Here is a 17,559-nt window from a genome sequence, read left to right on the forward strand (position 1 = left end):
GAGCCCACGATGACCACACGTTTACCGCTGGTTGCGGCGCAGCCGGGGATCTGGATGGCGGAGCGCCTCTCGACGCTGCCCGGCGCCTGGAGCGTCGCCCACTATGTTGAGCTGCGCGGTGATATCGACCCGATACTGCTCGGCCGGGCCATTGTCACCGGGCTGTCGCAGGCCGACACCCTCAGCATGCGTTTTTGCGAAGATAACGGCGAAGCCTGGCAGTGGGTCGATGAACATCGCGCGTTTGCCGAACCGGATTACCGGGATCTGCGTGCCGCGAGCGACCCGCACGCGGCCGCGCTGGCGCTGATGCAGGCCGACCTCGGACAAAACCTGCGGGTGGACGGCGGCAATCCGCTGGTCTGCCATCAGCTGCTGCGGGTGGGTGATAACCGCTGGTACTGGTATCAGCGTTACCACCATTTGCTGGTCGATGGCTTCAGCTTCCCGGCGATTACCCGCCAGATCGCCGCGATCTACCGCGCCTGGCAGCGCGGCGAAGCGACGCCTGATTCCCCGTTTACGCCATTTGCCGAGGTGGTGGAAGAGTATCAGCGCTACTACGGCAGCGACGCCTGGCAGCGTGATAAACAGTTCTGGCAGGCGCAGCGTCAGGCGCTACCGGCTCCGGCCTCCCTTTCCGACGCGCCGCTGGCGGGAAGGGCGACCAGCAGCGATATCTGGCGCATGAAGCTGGAGGTGGATGCCGGGGTCTTTAGCCGGCTGGCGGCAGGGGCGCCGCAGTGCCAGCGCGCCGATCTGGCGCTGGCGCTGACCGCCCTTTGGCTGGGACGGCTGTGCAGCCGAACGGATTACGCCGCGGGCTTTATTTTTATGCGCCGCATGGGCTCTGCGGCGCTCACCGCTACCGGCCCGGTGCTCAACGTTCTGCCGCTGGCGGTCACTATTGACGCCGGGGAAACGCTGCCGGAGCTGGCCACGCGTCTTGCCGGGCAGCTGAAGAAAATGCGCCGCCATCAGCGCTATGACGCCGAACAGATTGTGCGCGACAGCGGCAGAGCGGCGGGCGATGAACCGCTGTTTGGCCCGGTGCTCAATATTAAAGTTTTCGACTATCAGCTGGATATCGACGGCGTGGAGGCCATTACCCACACTCTGGCCACCGGCCCGGTCAATGACCTGGAGCTGGCGCTCTTCCCGGATGAAGCCGGGGGGCTGTCGCTGGAGGTGCTGGCGAATAAGCAGCGCTACGAGGAACGGACGCTGCGTAACCATATCTCCCGACTCTCCGCGCTGCTGGCCCGGTTTGCCGATAATCCGACCCTGCGCTGCGGCGAGGCGAATATGCTGTCGGCGGCGGAAACGGAACAGCTGCGGCAGGTCAACGCGACCGCCATCGACCTGCCGCTCACCACCCTGAGCGCGCTGGTAGCGGAGCAGGCGGCGAAAACCCCGAATGCCCCTGCGCTGGCGGACGGCCGCTGGCAGTTTAGCTACCGCGAGATGCGCCAGCAGGTGGTGGCGCTGGCTGAACAGCTTCGCGCGCGGGGCGTCAAGCCGGGCGATAGCGTCGCGGTCGCGCTGCCGCGTTCGGTATTCCTGACGCTGGCGCTGCACGGTATTGTTGAGGCCGGCGCCGCGTGGCTGCCGCTGGATACCGGCTATCCCGACGATCGTCTGCGGATGATGCTGGAAGACGCCCGGCCGTCGCTGCTGATTACCTCTGAAGATCAGCGGGCGCGCTTTAGCGATATTCCCGGCCTGGAAAGCCTGTGCTACCAGCAGCCGCTGGCGGCGTCGGATGCCGCGCCGCTGGCGCTCTCACGGCCGGAGCATACTGCCTATATCATCTTTACCTCCGGCTCTACCGGGCGACCGAAAGGGGTGATGGTCGGGCAAACCGCCATCGTCAACCGCCTGCTGTGGATGCAGGACCACTATCCGCTCTGCGCTGACGACGTCGTGGCGCAGAAAACGCCGTGCAGCTTTGATGTGTCGGTCTGGGAGTTCTGGTGGCCATTTATCGCCGGCGCGCAGCTGGTGATGGCCGAGCCGGAAGCCCATCGCGATCCGCTGGCGATGCAGCGGTTCTTTGCCCGCTATGGCGTCACCACCACCCACTTTGTGCCGTCGATGCTGGCGGCGTTCGTCGCCTCGCTGGAGGCGGAGAACGTCGGCGCCTGCCAAACCCTGCGCCGGGTATTTTGCAGCGGCGAAGCGCTGCCGACGGCGCTGTGTCGGGAATGGGAGCAGCTAACCGGCGCGCCGCTGCATAACCTGTATGGCCCGACGGAAGCGGCGGTGGACGTTAGCTGGTATCCGGCCTGTGGGCCCGAACTGGCGGCGGTAAGCGGCACCAGCGTGCCGATTGGCTGGCCGGTGTGGAATACCGGGCTGCGCATTCTTGATGCCGCCATGTGCCCGGTGCCGCCGGGCGTGGCGGGGGATCTCTACCTGACCGGCATTCAGCTGGCGCAGGGCTATCTGGGGCGCCCCGATTTAACCGCCAGCCGCTTTATTGCCGACCCTTACGCGCCGGGCGAGCGCATGTACCGCACCGGGGACGTTGCCCGCTGGCTGGATAACGGCGCCGTCGAGTATCTCGGGCGCAGCGACGACCAGCTAAAAATTCGCGGCCAGCGGATTGAGCTGGGCGAGATTGACCGCGCGATGTCCGCGCTGCCGGACGTTGCGCAGGCGGTGGCTCACGCCTGCGTCTTCAATCAGGCGGCGGCAACCGGCGGCGATGCCCGTCAGCTGGTGGGCTACCTGGTTTCTGACTCCGGCCTGCCGCTGGACGCCGTCGCGCTCAAAGCGCGGCTTGGCGAACAGCTGCCGCCGCATATGGTGCCGGTGGTGCTGATACAGCTGCCGGCGCTGCCGCTGAGCGCTAACGGCAAGCTGGATCGTAAAGCGCTGCCGTTACCCACGTTGAGCGGTGAGCGCAGTGGCCGTCCGCCGGAGCCTGGCGTGGAAACCACCGTCGCCGCGGCCTTTAGCCAGCTGCTCGGCTGCGAGGTGAACGATATCGACGCCGATTTCTTCGCCCTCGGCGGCCATTCGCTGCTGGCGATGCGCCTGGCGGCGACGCTCGGCCGCGAGCTGGAGCGGCAGGTGACGCCGGGGCAGGTGATGGTCGCGTCTACCGTCGGCAAGCTGAGCGCGCTGCTGGCATCGGACCTCAGCGATGAGCAGGCGCAACGGCTGGGCTTCGACGCTCTCCTGCCGCTGCGCGAGAGCGACGGCCCGACGCTATTTTGCTTCCATCCGGCTTCCGGTTTTGCCTGGCAGTTCAGCGTGCTGGCGCGTTATTTAAGCCCGCGCTGGTCGATCGTCGGCGTTCAGTCGCCGCGACCGCAGGGACCGATGGCCATGGCGGCGGATCTGGATGCGGTGTGTGAACATCATCTCCACACTCTGCTGACGCAGCAGCCCCACGGCCCCTATTATCTGCTGGGCTATTCGCTCGGCGGTACCCTGGCGCAGGGGATTGCCGCCCGGTTACGCCAGCGCGGCGAAGCGGTGGCCTTCCTCGGGCTGCTCGATACCTGGCCGCCGGAGACGCAGAACTGGGCGGAGAAAGAGGCGAACGGTCTGGATCCTGAGGTGCTGGCGGAGATTGCCCGTGAACGCGAGGCGTTTCTGGCCGCCCAGCAGGGGCAGGCTTCCGGCGAGCTGTTCAGCGTTATCGAAGGCAACTATGCCGATGCGGTGCGCCTGCTGACCACCGCGCACAGCGCGAAGTTTGACGGTAAGGCGACGCTGTTCGTGGCGGAGAAAACCCGTCAGCCGGGGATGGACCCGCAGGTGGTGTGGGGGCCGTGGGTCGGCGAGCTGGAGGTGTTCAGCCAGGATTGCGCCCACGTGGATATTATCTCTCCGCAGGCCTTTGAAGCGATCGGCCCGGTGCTCAGGGAGATATTGGATTAGGGGCAGATGAACTCCCGGGTTGCGGCTAACGCCTTACCCGGGCTACCGTTTGTGCCAGATTGGGTAGCCCGGCTAAGCGCAGCGCGAGCCGGGAAGCATTAGCGCCAATGTATCAGCCCGGCTCATTTACCGGAGGCGGCACCTGACACGGCTGTCCGGGCTACCGGACCGCAGATGGCGATGAACCTGTAGCCCGGCTAAGCGCAGCGCGAGCCGGGAATCTCTACTTGCGGCCCAGCGGCACTACCAGCGGCGTATGCGCCACCGGATCGTCAATGATCGTACAGCGCAGGCCGTAAATCTTCTCGATCAGCGCCGCGTTGACAATCTCCTTCGGCGCGCCCTCGGCGACGATTTTGCCGTCGCGCAGGGCGATCAAGTGGGTCGCGTAGCGGCAGGCCTGGTTCAGATCGTGCAGCACCGCCGCCAGGGTATAGCCCTTCTCCTGATTCAGCTCGCTTAGCAGCTCAAGCAGGTCGATCTGATGGCTGATATCCAGCCAGGTGGTGGGCTCATCGAGCAGCATAATCGCCGTCTCCTGGGCCAGCACCATGGCGATCCACGCCCGCTGGCGCTGGCCGCCGGAGAGCGTATCGACGCTTTGCAGCGCCAGGTCGGTAATGCCGGTGGCCTTCATCGCCCTGCTGACCGCCTCTTCATCCTCTTTGCGCCAGCGGGTAAACAGCGGCTGGTGCGGATAGCGCCCGCGGGCCACCAGCTCCTGAACCGTAATATCTCCCGGCGTAGTGGCGTTCTGCGCCAGCAGGCCGATCCGCTTCGCCACCTCTTTACTGGCGTAACGCTGGATCTGCTCGCCGTCGAGATACACATGACCGGATGTCGGGGTCATCAGGCGGCTCAGGGTGCGCAGCAGCGTCGATTTACCGCAGCCGTTAGGGCCAATAATGGCGGTGAAGTGGCCGTCGGGAATGGTGACGCTCAGCGATTCGGCGATGGTTTTTTTGCCGTACGCCAGGGTCAGCTGGTCGCCGCGCAAACGGGAGGTTACAGCGGTCATTTTTTGCGGGACTCCTGAATTAACAACCCGATAAGGTAGATGCCGCCAAGGCTGACGGTCACCACGCCCACCGGTAACTGATAGGGCATAAACAGACGCTGCGCGCAGTAATCAGACAGCGCCAGCAGCAGGGCGCCGCACAGCGCCGCCTGGGCCAGCCCCCAGCGCGCGGTGCCGCTGAGGCGGCGCGCGATATGCGGCGCCACCAGGGCGATAAATGAAATCGGCCCGGCGAGCGCGGTAGCGGCGGCGGTCAGCACCACCCCGACCAGCATCAGCAGCAGCCGCGAGCGCTCAACCCGCACGCCCAGGGCGCAGGCGGTATCGTCACCCATCTCCAGCAGCCGCATGCGCCGCGCCAGCAGCGCCCCGCAGACCAGCATCAGCAGAATCAGCGGCGCCGAGGGCCAGGTTTTTCCCCAGGTCAAACCGTTAAGCGAACCGGCATACCACAGCCCGGCGGAGAGGGCGGTTTCCAGCGAAGCGCGCAGCAGCAGCCAGGTATTGAATGCCACCAGCATAGCGCGCACGCCGATGCCGATAATAATCAGGCGAAAGGTTTCAATCCCGTTGCGCCACGCCAGCAGCCAGACCGCCAGCGCGGTAAGGATCCCGCCAGCCATGGCCGCCATGGCGATGGCCGCCAGGTTCTGGCCAAACATCACCATCGCTACCAGCACGCCGCTCCAGGCCCCGGTGTTAAACCCCATCACGTCCGGGCTCCCCAGCGGGTTGCGGGTCAGCGACTGGAAAATCGCGCCGCTGACGCCGAGGGCGGCGCCAATCAGCAGCGCCATCAGCACGCGGGGCAGGCGCCACTCGGTCACCACCATGGCGACGTTGCGCGGCGCATCGCCGAGCAGCGCCGAGATAACCTGCTCAACACTCAATGGCACCAGGCCGGTGCCCAGCCCCCACAGGGAGACCAGCGCGCTGGCGACCAGCAGCAGCAGGCAGCTAAAAATCAGGCGACGAGAAGGCGCAATCACATGCCACCTCCGCGCGGCTGGCGGCGTACCAGCCAGATCAGCACCGGTGCGCCGATAAAGGCGCTGACCACCGAAACCCGCAGTTCGCCGGGCACCAGCAGGCGCCCCAGCACGTCGGCAAACAGCAGCAGGGCAGGGGTAGCCAGCAGGGTCACCGGCAGCGACCAGCGATGATCCGCGCCCACCAGCCAGCGGGCCATATGCGGCATCATCAGGCCGATAAAGGCGATGGGCCCGACCACCGCCGTGGCGCTGCCGCACAGGACGGTAATCGCCAGCAGACCAATAAGCTGAGTACGCGCGACCCGGCTGCCGAGCGCGGTGGCCGTATCGTTGCCGAGGCTCAGGCTGTTTAAGGCCCGGCTCAGCAGCAGCGTCACCAGGCCGGCAATGAGTACCGGGATCAGCACGATTTTCAGTGTTTGCAGGGTGCGCACATCCAGCGAGCCCGCCTGCCAGAAGCGCAGCTGGTCGTAGACGTCAGGGTTAAGCAGGGCGATACCGCTGGAAAGCCCTTCCAGCACCGCCGCCAGGGCGACCCCCGCGAGGGTCAGGCGAACCGGGCTCAGCTGGCCGCCGCCCTGGCTGCCGGTAAAGGCTACCAGCAGCGAGGCGCCGAACGCGCCGCAAAAGGCCATCAGCAGCTGCTCCTGCGGCGAGGAGAGACCAAACAGCGCCGCGCCCAGCACGATAGCGAAGCTGGCGCCGGAGTTGACGCCGAGGATCCCCGGGTCCGCCAGCGGGTTGCGGGTCAGCGTTTGCATCAGCGCCCCGGCCAGACCCAGCGCGGCGCCGGCCAGCAGCCCGGCGAGGGTTCGCGGCAGTCGTGCATCAAGGACGATGGTGCAATCGGCGCTCTGGCAGGTGCCGGTGAAGGCATCAATGACGACGCTAAACGGCAGGGGTTTGGCGCCGACCAGCAGGCTGAGCGCAACGGCGATGATTAAAACGATTAAAAGACCCGGCACGGCAAAGGCGCGCGCCGCGGTCGTGGAAGACGACATGGCTTACATCCCTGACATGATAATGATAGTAATTATCGTTATCGATTCTATCCGGTTATGTTAGCATGTGCACCCATAAAAATGGTATGGAAAATAATAACAAGGCGCTGTCATGAACCGACAATCCTGGCTGCTGAATCTCAGCTTGCTGAAAACCCACCCGGCCTTTCGCGCCGTCTTTATCGCCCGCTTTATCTCGATCCTGTCGCTTGGCCTGCTGGGCGTGGCGATCCCGGTACAAATCCAGCTGATGACCCATTCCACCTGGCAAGTGGGGCTGTCGGTGACCTTAACCGGCGGGTCGATGTTTGTCGGTCTGATGATCGGCGGCGTGCTTGCCGACCGCTATGAGCGTAAACGTCTGATCCTGCTGGCGCGCGGCACCTGCGGGATTGGCTTCGTCGGCCTGTGTCTCAACGCCATGCTGCCGGAGCCGTCGCTCATCGCCATCTATCTGTTGGGCATCTGGGACGGCCTGTTTGCCTCAATCGGCGTGACCGCGCTGCTGGCGGCGACTCCGGCGCTGGTTGGCCGGGAAAACCTGATGCAGGCCGGGGCGATCACCATGCTGACGGTGCGGCTGGGCTCGGTGATTTCGCCGATGATCGGCGGCCTGCTGCTGGCAACCGGCGGCGTAGCCTGGAACTACGGCCTGGCGGCGGCAGGTACCTTTATTACGACGCTGACGCTGCTGCGTTTGCCGCGGCTGGCGCCGCCGCCGCAGCCGCGCGAGCATCCGCTAAAATCGCTGTACGCGGGACTGAAGTTTCTGTTTAACAGCCCGCTTATCGGCGGCATTGCGCTGCTTGGCGGCCTGCTGACCATGGCCAGCGCGGTGCGCGTGCTCTATCCGGCGCTGGCCGGGAGCTGGCAGATGTCGACGTCGCAGATTGGCCTGCTGTACGCCGCGATCCCTCTGGGCGCGGCGTTCGGGGCGTTGACCAGCGGACAGCTGGCGCAGACGGCGAGGCCCGGCGTGCTGATGCTGGCGACCACCGTTGGCTCCTTTGTGGCGATTGCGCTGTTCAGCCTGATGCCGGTGTGGGCGCTGGGCGCCCTGTGCCTGGCGCTGTTTGGCTGGCTGAGCGCGATAAGCTCGCTGCTGCAATATACGCTGATTCAGACGCAAACCCCGGAAAATATGCTCGGGCGTATCAACGGGCTGTGGACCGCGCAGAACGTGACCGGCGATGCGATAGGCGCGGCGCTGCTCGGCGGCCTGGGCGCGATTCTGACGCCGGCCGCTTCGGCGAGCGCCAGCGGCTGGGCTCTGGTCATTGTGGGCGTGGTGCTGGTGGGGCTGCTACGCGAGCTGCGCCGCTTTCAGCGCCCGGAGACGGCGAGCGAAAATTAATTCAGCCGGGTTTCCCGGAGGCGGCGCGCTGCGCCTGTCCGGGCTACCGGCCCGCAGACGGCGGTGGACTCCTGGCCCGGGTAAGCGCAGCGCAACCCGGGAAGAAGCCGCACCGATGCATTTATCCCCGCACATTCCCGGGTTGCGGCGTAAACGCCTGACCCGGGCTACCGACCCGCAGACGGCGGTGGACTCCTGGCCCGGGTCGGCGCAGCGCAGCCGGGAAGAGGCCGCACCGATGTATTTATCCCCGTACATTCCCGGGTTGCGGCGTAAACGCCTGACCCGGGCTACCGGCCCGCAGACGGCGGTGGACCCGTAGCCCGGGTAAGCGCAGCGCGACCCGGGAAGAAGCCGCACCGATGTATTTATCCCGACGCATTCCCGGGTTGCGGTGTAAACGCCTGACCCGGGCTACCGGCCCGCAGACGGCGGTAGACTCGTAGCCCGGGTAAGCGCAGCGCAACCCGGGAAGAAGCGGCACCGATGCATTCATCCCGGAGCAACCCAGGCTACCGACCTGCAGTTGCCCGGTAGCGCCACCGGGAAAACCGAAAAGAGCGATAATAAAAAGCCCCGGATTGCACCGGGGCTGGCTATCACTCGTCAGTGACGATTTACGCTTAGTACGCGCCGAGATCGCTCCAGACCTGGAACTGACCGCAGTTCAGATCCGGCTGGTTGCTCTGAGACCACCATTTCACCTGGTAGTTATGGCCTTTCCAGCTCACGATTTCAAAGCTGCCCCAGTTGCTGCCATAGACGGTGCTGGCATTCCACAGCGGGTAAGGCGTGGTTTCGTCAGAAGGAACAGCATCATCATCTGCCGGTTGAGGCGTATCATCGGTGCGATCCTGGTCGTCAGCCGGCTCGTCCTCGGTATCATCGGTCTGAGTCGCGGCGACGACGGAGAGCACAAAGCGCTGCTGCGTTGACGGTTCACCCCAGGTATCGCGCACGAACAGGGTGAAGGTGTACTCGGTATCCTCAGCCACTTTCGGCACATCGAACTCAATGACCGCCGCGGTTTTATCGGCGACGTTGATCGCCGCGGGCACGCCCCAGCTAAAGGTCAACTCGTCGTTATCTTCATCAGAAGATTTTTCGCCGGAAAGGCGCACGCGGGAGCCGCCTACCACCATCAGTTCGATAGCGGCTTTCGGCGCATGGTTTACCGACGGTTCAGGCTGGACGGTATCCTCCTCCTCCTCCTCTTCCTCCGGTTCAGCCGGTTCATCCGCCGGGTCGACGTTGATGCCTTCGAAATAGAACGGCTCCATATCGATAACTTCAGACGCCATTTCATAGCCCAGACCTTCACGGGCGGCGTTAACCAGCACGCCGTTGTCCTGGTCGATTGTCCAGGTGAACAGCGCGCCCAGGCCGAGGCTGGCGGCGTATTCGCCCTTGGCTTTCACCGTGCGCGGCGTATCCAGGGACATGAACAGTTTGCTGTCAGGGTTGTAGAGGTAGTCCGCGTCGGCAACCTTGTCGGTGTAGACGTTGAAGCCGTTACGGCCTTTCTGGTTTTCCAGATCCAGGTAGTTATAAATGATGTCGTACCATTCGGTGGTACCCGATTCGAAGGAGCCGACGGTGGTGCCGGTGCCCGGGCTATAGGTGCCTTTCAGCGGGGACAGGGATTCCAGCTCCGCGTTGCGCCCGTTACGGGTGTAGGCAGCGTAACCAATGTTGATGCGCTCTGCCGGGAAGCCTTCGGACAGCAGATGGCCGACAACGGTATCCACCCCCCAGCCGCCTTCTTCCAGCGCCTTCAGGTTGGTGTGGTGGGTCACGCTCTCCGCCCACGGGGTACCGAAGAAGTCATAGGTCATGACGTTGATACCGTACAGGCCCGCTTTCAGCAGCGCATTGACGTTGGAGTAGCCGAGCGTCTTGACCACCGCCGAGCTGGCAATGGAGATTTTGACGTTGCTCAGGCCTGCGGCGTCCAGCTGCTTACGCAGTTCGCCAATCAGCAGGGCGTAGTTCTCGCCGTCTTCCGGGCCGTACGGGTTGCCAGCGCCTTCGGCGTTCGGATATTCCCAGTCGATATCCACTTCGCTGAACATCGGGAACTGTTTGAACAGTTTTACCACGCCTTTGGCAAAGACCTTACGCGCGGCGTCAGACGCGGCGGTTTCATGGAAACCGTTGCTCATGCTCCAGCCGCCGATGCTCATGGACAGCACCAGGTCGTGGCCCTGCTGCTTCGCTTTGGCCTGCAGATCGCGCAGGCCGCCGAGCAGGCCTTTAGTATTACTCTGGGTCACGGTCTTCGGATCGACATCCCAGCCGCTGACGGTGTGGCCAACGTTAACGTAAGACTGGAAGTCGCCCCACGGGTCGAGGAAGGTGGGCTCGTACTTCACTTTTCCGCACTGATCGGCACCTTCGGCAACCACGTCGCGCCACAGGTTGTCCACTTTGTGGAAGCCGGTCACGCCGACGAAACCGACGATGATTTTGTCGTAGGCGGTAGGAGAAACGTTGGCCAGGTCGTAGCCGCGACCGCGGTTATCTTTTGAATTATCGCCCTGCAGACGACCATCATACTGTGACCAGTCGGTGTAGTAGCCGAAGACTTTGGGTTTGGTGGTGGAGGCTTTGTATTTGTTATAGACCGGTTTAGCGACGCGAGCGGAGGTATAGCTGTATGCGCTCACTTCTGTTGCCGGGTTAAAGCCGTCTGCGGCGTTGCTGGTTTCGGTCAGCGTATCGCCCTTAATCAATTTGCTCGTTGCCACGTTAATTTCCTTCTGTGTTGAATGACCACCTCAAGCGGTGTGGGGCAGATAATCGGGCAACGCGGCGGCCGGGGCTAATCACAAATTAACACCTGAAACGATGATATTTCGGCTGATGGGCGATGAGGGTGATAGGGCGTTAAACGGTGAAAAAGCCTGTTATAACAACGCGATGATATATGAAATGAGGCGCGATGAGATCCCGGCGACCGGCGCCGGGAAGCGTGGCTTACGCAAAGAGGGTCGCTAAGCGCTGCAGCACCAGTACGGCGCTGTAGTAATCCAGGCGGAAGGTTTCCGTCCCCAGCGGATAAACGCGTTTGCCTTCAACGGCGGGCAGATGCGCCAGCAGCGGGTTGGCGTTAATCGCGTCGGCGTCCTTTTGGTCGCCGGCAAACAGGAACAGGCTCTGGCCGTTAAGTCCGGCGGCTAAGTTTTCCCCGCCCAGCTGCACGATATCATGCCGTTTTCCCTGGCTCTGGCTGGCATGCAGCCCGCCGGGCAGGTCGGCGAGGGTAAAGCCCAGCTGCTCGAGCAGCTGTCCCTGAGCGGATTCTTTGGTCCAGATATTGGCGCTATGGGCCGCGGCGGTGTAGACCAGCGCGGTGACCGGCTGCGGCGGCAGCTTCATTTTCTCTTTCAGCGCCGCCAGCTTTTTATCAAACTCCGCGATTCTCTCCGCCGCCTGTTTTTCGTGGCCGGTAATCTCCCCCAGTTGGGTCAGCAGGGCCTGCCAGCTTTTATCATCGTAGTTAATGATAAGCGTCGGGGCGATGGTGGAAAGCTGGTCGTAGAGCATCATCGCCGAATCGCCGCCGGTGGCGCTAATCAGAATGAGATCCGGCATTTGCGCCGCGACGGCCTCAGCGCTCGGTTCGCCAATATAGAGGCGCGACAGCTTGCGCGCTTTCGCCACATCGCTCCACTGGCGTAAAAATCCCTGACCGTCGGCGACGCGGTTATTGGGCGTCGTGGCCCCGCTGGCCACCACCGGCGCGTCAATCGCCAGCAGCGAGCCGGTCAGCGTCACGCTGGTGGAAACAATGCGCAGCGGCTGGCTTTCCAGCGTATGGGGTCCCCGGCTGTCGGTTATCTGACGCGGCCAGTCTGCCGCCAGCGCTGAGCTAATTCCGAAAATCGCCAGGCCGCTGGCGAGGAGGGTACGGCGGCAAAAGGTGGAGAAATTCACGTATTCGCATCCTGGTTAAGTAGTGATAAATGCTTCTCATTTTCAGCTGTGAGCGGCGTCGATGCAAGCTTAAGTCGCACAACATGCTACCTGTACGGTTGACATAGCGCGCAATACCTTTTAGGTTACCCAACCAAAATATAAATGATAATTATTCGTAATATCTTTATCGTTTTTGGAGGATGATATGGAAACGTCTTTGGCTGAGGAAGTACGGGAGAAAAAAATGACTCTGCCGCCGGAAAGCTTCTTCTTTATGTCGCCGTACCGCAGCTTCACCACCGCTGGCTGCTTTAGCCGATTCTCTCATCCGGCCGCCGACGGCGATAATCCGGACGGGGAGTTTCAGCAAAAAATAGCGGCCTCGTTTAAAGCGGCGCGGGCTGCCGGGATCGCAAAGCCGGTGATGGTCGGCGCCATTCCGTTCGATACCAGCGAGCCTTCCGAGCTGTTTATCCCCGCGAGCTGGACAGCGTTCTCCCGCACTGAAAAGCAGCACTCCGCGCGCTATGCGTCCGGGCAGCAGCCGATGGACGTGGTGCAGCGCCGGGAGATCCCCGAACAGGACACCTTCATGGCAATGGTGGCGCGCGCGGCGGCCCTCACCGCGACGCCGGAAGTGGACAAAGTGGTCCTCTCGCGCCTGATTGATATCACCACCCGCGAACGGGTGGATAGCGGGGCGCTGCTCGAGCGCCTGATCGCCCAGAATCCGGCCAGCTATAACTTCCACGTGCCGCTCTCGGACGGCGGCGTGCTGCTGGGCGCCAGCCCGGAGCTGCTGCTGCGTAAAGAAGGCGCGCATTTCAGCTCTCTGCCGCTGGCCGGTTCGGCCCGTCGCCAGCCGGACGATGTGCTGGACCGCGAAGCGGGGCACAGGCTGCTGGCATCGGAAAAAGACCGCCACGAACATGAGCTGGTGACCCAGGCGATGAAGGCCGTATTAGCGCCGCGCAGCAGCGAACTCTCCCTGCCGGACTCTCCGCAGCTGATCACCACGCCGACCCTGTGGCATCTGGCGACGCAGATTCAGGGCACCGCGCTGGCAAATGAGAACGCCATGTCGCTGGCCTGCCTGCTGCACCCGACGCCGGCGCTGAGCGGCTTCCCGCATCAGGCGGCGAAACGCCTGATTAACGAACTGGAGCCGTTCGACCGTCAGCTGTTCGGCGGCATCGTCGGCTGGTGCGATGATGAAGGCAACGGCGAGTGGGTGGTGACCATCCGCTGCGCGCGCCTGCAGCAGCGCACCCTGCGGCTATTTGCTGGCGCAGGTATCGTCCCGGCCTCTTCGCCGCTAGGCGAGTGGCGCGAAACCGGCGTCAAACTGACCACCATGCTGAACGTATTCGGCTTGCAATAAGGGACTATGATGATCGAATTTACCCGCTGGCCGGAAGAGTTTGCGGCCCGCTATCGGCAAAAAGGTTACTGGCAGGATCTGCCGCTAACCCATCTGATTACCCGTCATGCGGAAAACGACGCTCCCGCGATTATCGACGGCGACAAAAGCTACAGCTACCGTGAATTCAACCGCCTGGTGGATAACCTCGCCTCCTCGCTGCAGCGTCAGGGCCTGAAGCGCGGCGAAACGGCGCTGGTGCAGCTGGGCAACGTTGCGGAATTTTATATCACCTTCTTCGCGCTGCTGCGTATCGGCGTTGCGCCGGTCAACGCGCTGTTCAGCCACCAGCGTAGCGAGCTGAACGCCTACGCCGCGCAGATTGAACCCGCTTTGCTGATTGCCGACCGCGAACACGCGCTGTTTGCCGATGATGATTTTCTTAACGCTTTTGTCGCCCAGCATGCGTCGGTACGCGTGGCCCTGCTGCTGAACGACGGCGGCGAACGCAGCCTGGCGGCGGCCATCGCGCGGCCTGACGATAATTTCGTCGCGCATCCGACGCCCGCTGACGAAGTGGCCTTTTTCCAGCTCTCCGGCGGCAGCACCGGTACGCCGAAGCTCATTCCGCGTACTCATAACGACTACGAATACAGCATTCGCCGCAGCAACCAGCTGTGCGGCGTAAGCGCCGAAACGCGCTATCTGAACGCGCTTCCCGCCGCCCACAACTACGCGATGAGCTCGCCGGGTTCACTCGGCGTCTTCCTCGCCGGCGGCGTGGTGGTGCTGGCGCACGACCCGAGCGCCACCCTCTGCTTCCCGCTGATCGAAAAGCACCAGATTAACCTGACCTCGCTGGTTCCGCCGGCGGTAAGCCTGTGGTTACAGGAGATCCATGAGTCCGGCAGCAATGCCCGTCTGCAGTCGCTGCGGCTGCTGCAGGTAGGTGGGGCGCGCCTGTCCGCGACCCTCGCCGCGCGTATTCCGGCGGAAATCGGCTGTCAGCTCCAGCAGGTCTTCGGCATGGCGGAGGGGCTGGTGAACTATACCCGCCTCAACGACAGCCCCGAGCGCATTATCAATACCCAGGGCTGCCCGATGTGTCCTGATGACGAAGTGTGGGTGGCCGATGCGCAGGGTAATCCGCTGCCGCGCGGCGAAGTCGGGCGCCTGATGACCCGTGGCCCTTATACCTTCCGCGGGTACTACAAGAGCCCGCAGCATAATGCCGAGGCCTTTGATGCCGATGGTTTCTACTGCTCTGGCGATCTGATCTCGATCGATGAAGATGGCTATATCACCGTGCAGGGGCGGGAAAAAGATCAGATCAACCGCGGCGGCGAGAAGATCGCGGCGGAAGAGATCGAAAACCTGCTGCTGCGCCATCCGGCGGTGATCCACGTCGCGCTGGTCAGCATGGAAGATAGCCTGCTGGGGGAAAAGAGCTGCGCATATCTGGTGGTAAAAGAGCCTCTGCGCGCGGTGGCGGTACGCCGCTTCCTGCGGGAACAAGGGGTCGCAGAATTTAAACTGCCGGACCGCGTGGAGTGCGTTGATGCGCTGCCGCTGACGCCGGTGGGCAAAGTCGATAAAAAACAATTACGTCAGTGGCTGGCTGAACGCAAGCTGGGCTGAAGGAGAAGACAGAATGGCAATCCCAAAATTACAGGCTTACGCGCTGCCGGAAGCCAGCGATATCCCGGCGAACAAAGTGAACTGGGCATTTGAGCCGTCCCGTGCCGCGCTGTTGATCCACGATATGCAGGAGTATTTCCTTAACTTCTGGGGCGAAAACAGCGCGATGATGGAGAAAGTGGTGGCCAACATCGCCGCCCTGCGCGAGTTCTGCAAACAGAACCATATTCCGGTTTTTTACACCGCCCAGCCGAAAGAGCAGAGCGATGAAGACCGCGCGCTGCTGAACGACATGTGGGGGCCGGGCCTGACCCGTTCGCCGGAACAGCAGCAGGTGATTGCCGCGCTTGCGCCGGACGACAACGACACCGTGCTGGTGAAGTGGCGCTACAGCGCGTTTCATCGCTCGCCGCTGGAGGAGATGCTGAAAGAGGCGGGGCGCGACCAGCTAATCATCACCGGCGTGTATGCCCATATCGGCTGCATGACCACCGCGACCGATGCGTTTATGCGCGATATTAAGCCGTTCTTCGTTGCCGACGCGCTGGCCGATTTCAGCCGCGAGGAGCACCTGATGGCGCTCAACTACGTGGCGGGTCGCTCCGGTCGAGTGGTGATGACCGAAGAGCTGCTGCCGCTGCCGGCATCGAAAGCGGCGCTGCGGGCGCTGGTGCTGCCGCTGCTGGATGAATCCGACGAACCGATGGATGACGAAAACCTGATCGACTACGGCCTGGATTCGGTACGCATGATGGCGCTCGCCGCCCGCTGGCGTAAAGTGCACGGCGATATCGACTTCGTGGTGCTGGCGAAAAATCCGACCATTGATGCCTGGTGGGCGCTGCTTGCCCGCGAGGTGAAATAATGAACGGGCTCGATTTTCACGGCCGGACCGTGTGGATCACCGGCGCGGGCAAGGGGATCGGCTACGCCACCGCCCTGGCGTTCGTTGAGGCCGGCGCGCAGGTAACCGGGTTTGATTTGGCGTTCGACGGCGAAAGCTATCCGTTCGCCACCGAGACGCTGGACGTTGCCGACGCGCAGCAGGTGGCGCAGACGTGCGGCCGCCTGCTGGCAGGGATCGCGCGGCTGGATGTGCTGGTCAATGCCGCCGGTATTTTGCGGATGGGGGCGACCGATGCGCTGAGCCAGGAAGACTGGCAGCAGACCTTTGCCGTTAACGTTGGCGGGGCGTTTAACCTGTTCCAGCAGACGATGGGGCAGTTCCGCCGCCAAAAAGGCGGGGCGATTGTGACCGTGGCGTCCGACGCTGCGCATACGCCGCGCATTGGCATGAGCGCCTACGGCGCATCAAAGGCGGCGCTGAAGAGCCTGGCGCTGACCGTCGGGCTGGAGCTGGCGGGCAGCGGCGTACGCTGTAATCTGGTTTCTCCTGGCTCTACCGATACCGATATGCAGCGGACGCTGTGGGTGAGCGATGACGCTGAGCAGCAGCGCATTCGCGGCTTCGGCGAGCAGTTTAAGCTGGGCATTCCGCTGGGCAAAATCGCCAGCCCGCAGGAGATTGCCAATACCATTCTGTTCCTCGCCTCCGACCACGCCAGCCATATCACGCTGCAGGATATCGTGGTGGACGGCGGCTCGACGCTGGGGGCATAAATGGCCTGGAAACGTCAGCTGACGCTGGATGAACTTAACGCGACCAGCGTCAATACGATGGTCGCGCATCTGGGCATCGTTTATACCCGGCTTGAGGAGGGCGTGCTGGAAGCGGAAATGCCGGTCGACGCGCGAACCCATCAGCCGTTCGGGCTGCTGCACGGCGGCGCCTCCGCGGCGCTGGCGGAAACCCTGGGCTCGATGGCCGGGTGGCTGATGACCGAAGAGGGGCAGTGCGTAGTGGGGACCGAGCTCAACGCCACCCATCACCGGGCGGTCTCCAGCGGCAAAGTCCGCGGCGAATGCCGGGCGCTGCACCTGGGGCGTCAGGGCCAGAGCTGGGAAATTGCGGTGTTCGACGAGCGGGGACGACGCTGCTGCACCTGCCGTCTGGGCACGGCGGTCCTCGGCTGAGGCATAGCTTGTTCCCGGGTCGCGCTGCGCTTACCCGGGCTACGGGTAACGCGCCGTCTGTGGTTCCGGACAACTCACCGTCATCTGCGGTGTGCTTCCCCGGTCGCGCTGCGCTTACCCGGGCTACGGGTTCACCATCGTCTGCGGACCGGTAGCCCGGGTAAGGCGTTTACGCCGCAACCCGGGGATACGCCGGGATGAATGTATCGGTGCGGCTTCTTCCCGGGTCGCGCTGCGCTGACCGGGCTACGGGTTCACCGTCGTCTGCGGACCGGTAGCCCGGACAGGCGCGTCAAGCGCCGCCTCCGGGGAAACAGGATGCGATGCAGTGACAGATTATCCCTCCCCGTTTT

At 63.4% G+C, this 17,559-nt stretch carries 13 protein-coding genes; 8 read left to right on the top strand and 5 right to left on the bottom strand.

What is annotated here, in order from left to right; all coding sequences use genetic code 11:
• The first annotated feature begins 9 nt into the window (after positions 1-9).
• Entirely contained in the window at positions 10-3,891 is a 3,882-nt protein-coding gene (entF, locus tag ABLV30_RS09185; protein ID WP_182243276.1) for an enterobactin non-ribosomal peptide synthetase EntF, read from the top strand.
• 223 nt (positions 3,892-4,114) lie between these two features.
• On the opposite strand, the gene fepC is transcribed toward entF, so the two are convergent.
• The 3 genes from fepC to fepD are packed head-to-tail and all read right to left on the bottom strand — an operon-like array spanning position 4,115 to position 6,902.
• Positions 4,115-4,909, bottom strand: a complete 795-nt coding sequence (fepC, locus tag ABLV30_RS09190; protein ID WP_048263522.1) for an iron-enterobactin ABC transporter ATP-binding protein — start codon at positions 4,907-4,909, stop codon at positions 4,115-4,117.
• A complete protein-coding gene (fepG, locus tag ABLV30_RS09195) occupies positions 4,906-5,898 on the bottom strand; it encodes an iron-enterobactin ABC transporter permease (RefSeq protein ID WP_009653197.1) in 993 nt (330 codons plus the stop codon). The genes fepC and fepG overlap by 4 nt, the downstream gene beginning before the upstream one ends.
• On the bottom strand, positions 5,895-6,902 hold the full coding sequence (gene fepD / locus ABLV30_RS09200; RefSeq protein ID WP_014228353.1) for a Fe(3+)-siderophore ABC transporter permease: 1,008 nt from the start codon (positions 6,900-6,902) through the stop codon (positions 5,895-5,897). The genes fepG and fepD overlap by 4 nt, the downstream gene beginning before the upstream one ends.
• 112 nt (positions 6,903-7,014) lie before the next feature.
• Between fepD and entS the strand changes: the two genes are divergently transcribed.
• Both entS and ABLV30_RS09210 read left to right on the top strand, forming a co-directional pair.
• A complete protein-coding gene (entS, locus tag ABLV30_RS09205) occupies positions 7,015-8,256 on the top strand; it encodes an enterobactin transporter EntS (protein ID WP_014228354.1) in 1,242 nt (413 codons plus the stop codon).
• 115 nt (positions 8,257-8,371) lie between these two features.
• Positions 8,372-8,578 carry a hypothetical protein gene (locus tag ABLV30_RS09210; protein WP_265801595.1) on the top strand — a complete coding sequence of 69 codons (207 nt, stop codon included), beginning with the start codon at positions 8,372-8,374 and terminating at the stop codon, positions 8,576-8,578.
• A 301-nt stretch (positions 8,579-8,879) separates the two neighbouring features.
• Here the strand turns inward: ABLV30_RS09210 and ABLV30_RS09215 are convergent, their stop codons facing one another.
• Together ABLV30_RS09215 and fepB are read right to left on the bottom strand one after the other, a co-directional pair.
• Complete coding sequence (locus tag ABLV30_RS09215) at positions 8,880-11,003, bottom strand: glycosyl hydrolase family 18 protein (protein ID WP_341799788.1); 2,124 nt, start codon at positions 11,001-11,003, stop codon at positions 8,880-8,882.
• Positions 11,004-11,232: 229 nt separating this feature from the next.
• Positions 11,233-12,192 carry a Fe2+-enterobactin ABC transporter substrate-binding protein gene (gene fepB / locus ABLV30_RS09220; protein WP_049081060.1) on the bottom strand — a complete coding sequence of 320 codons (960 nt, stop codon included), beginning with the start codon at positions 12,190-12,192 and terminating at the stop codon, positions 11,233-11,235.
• A gap of 187 nt (positions 12,193-12,379) precedes the next feature.
• Between fepB and entC the strand changes: the two genes are divergently transcribed.
• From entC to entH, 5 genes are read left to right on the top strand one after another with little or no spacing between them, the layout of a single operon-like run.
• Positions 12,380-13,555 carry an isochorismate synthase EntC gene (entC, locus tag ABLV30_RS09225; protein WP_025108239.1) on the top strand — a complete coding sequence of 392 codons (1,176 nt, stop codon included), beginning with the start codon at positions 12,380-12,382 and terminating at the stop codon, positions 13,553-13,555.
• A 9-nt stretch (positions 13,556-13,564) separates the two neighbouring features.
• Complete coding sequence (entE, locus tag ABLV30_RS09230) at positions 13,565-15,172, top strand: (2,3-dihydroxybenzoyl)adenylate synthase EntE (RefSeq protein WP_025108238.1); 1,608 nt, start codon at positions 13,565-13,567, stop codon at positions 15,170-15,172.
• A gap of 13 nt (positions 15,173-15,185) precedes the next feature.
• On the top strand, positions 15,186-16,037 hold the full coding sequence (gene entB / locus ABLV30_RS09235) for an enterobactin biosynthesis bifunctional isochorismatase/aryl carrier protein EntB (RefSeq protein WP_265801524.1): 852 nt from the start codon (positions 15,186-15,188) through the stop codon (positions 16,035-16,037).
• Positions 16,037-16,792 (top strand): 2,3-dihydro-2,3-dihydroxybenzoate dehydrogenase EntA, encoded by a 756-nt coding sequence (gene entA / locus ABLV30_RS09240; protein ID WP_265801522.1) that lies wholly within the window; start codon positions 16,037-16,039, stop codon positions 16,790-16,792. Before entB ends, entA begins: the two co-directional genes overlap by 1 nt.
• On the top strand, positions 16,793-17,206 hold the full coding sequence (entH, locus tag ABLV30_RS09245) for a proofreading thioesterase EntH (RefSeq protein WP_004848685.1): 414 nt from the start codon (positions 16,793-16,795) through the stop codon (positions 17,204-17,206).
• The last annotated feature ends 353 nt before the right edge of the window (positions 17,207-17,559 follow it).

Source organism: Klebsiella sp. CN_Kp113 (assembly GCF_040064585.1).
GTDB classification, from domain to species: domain Bacteria; phylum Pseudomonadota; class Gammaproteobacteria; order Enterobacterales; family Enterobacteriaceae; genus Klebsiella; species Klebsiella michiganensis.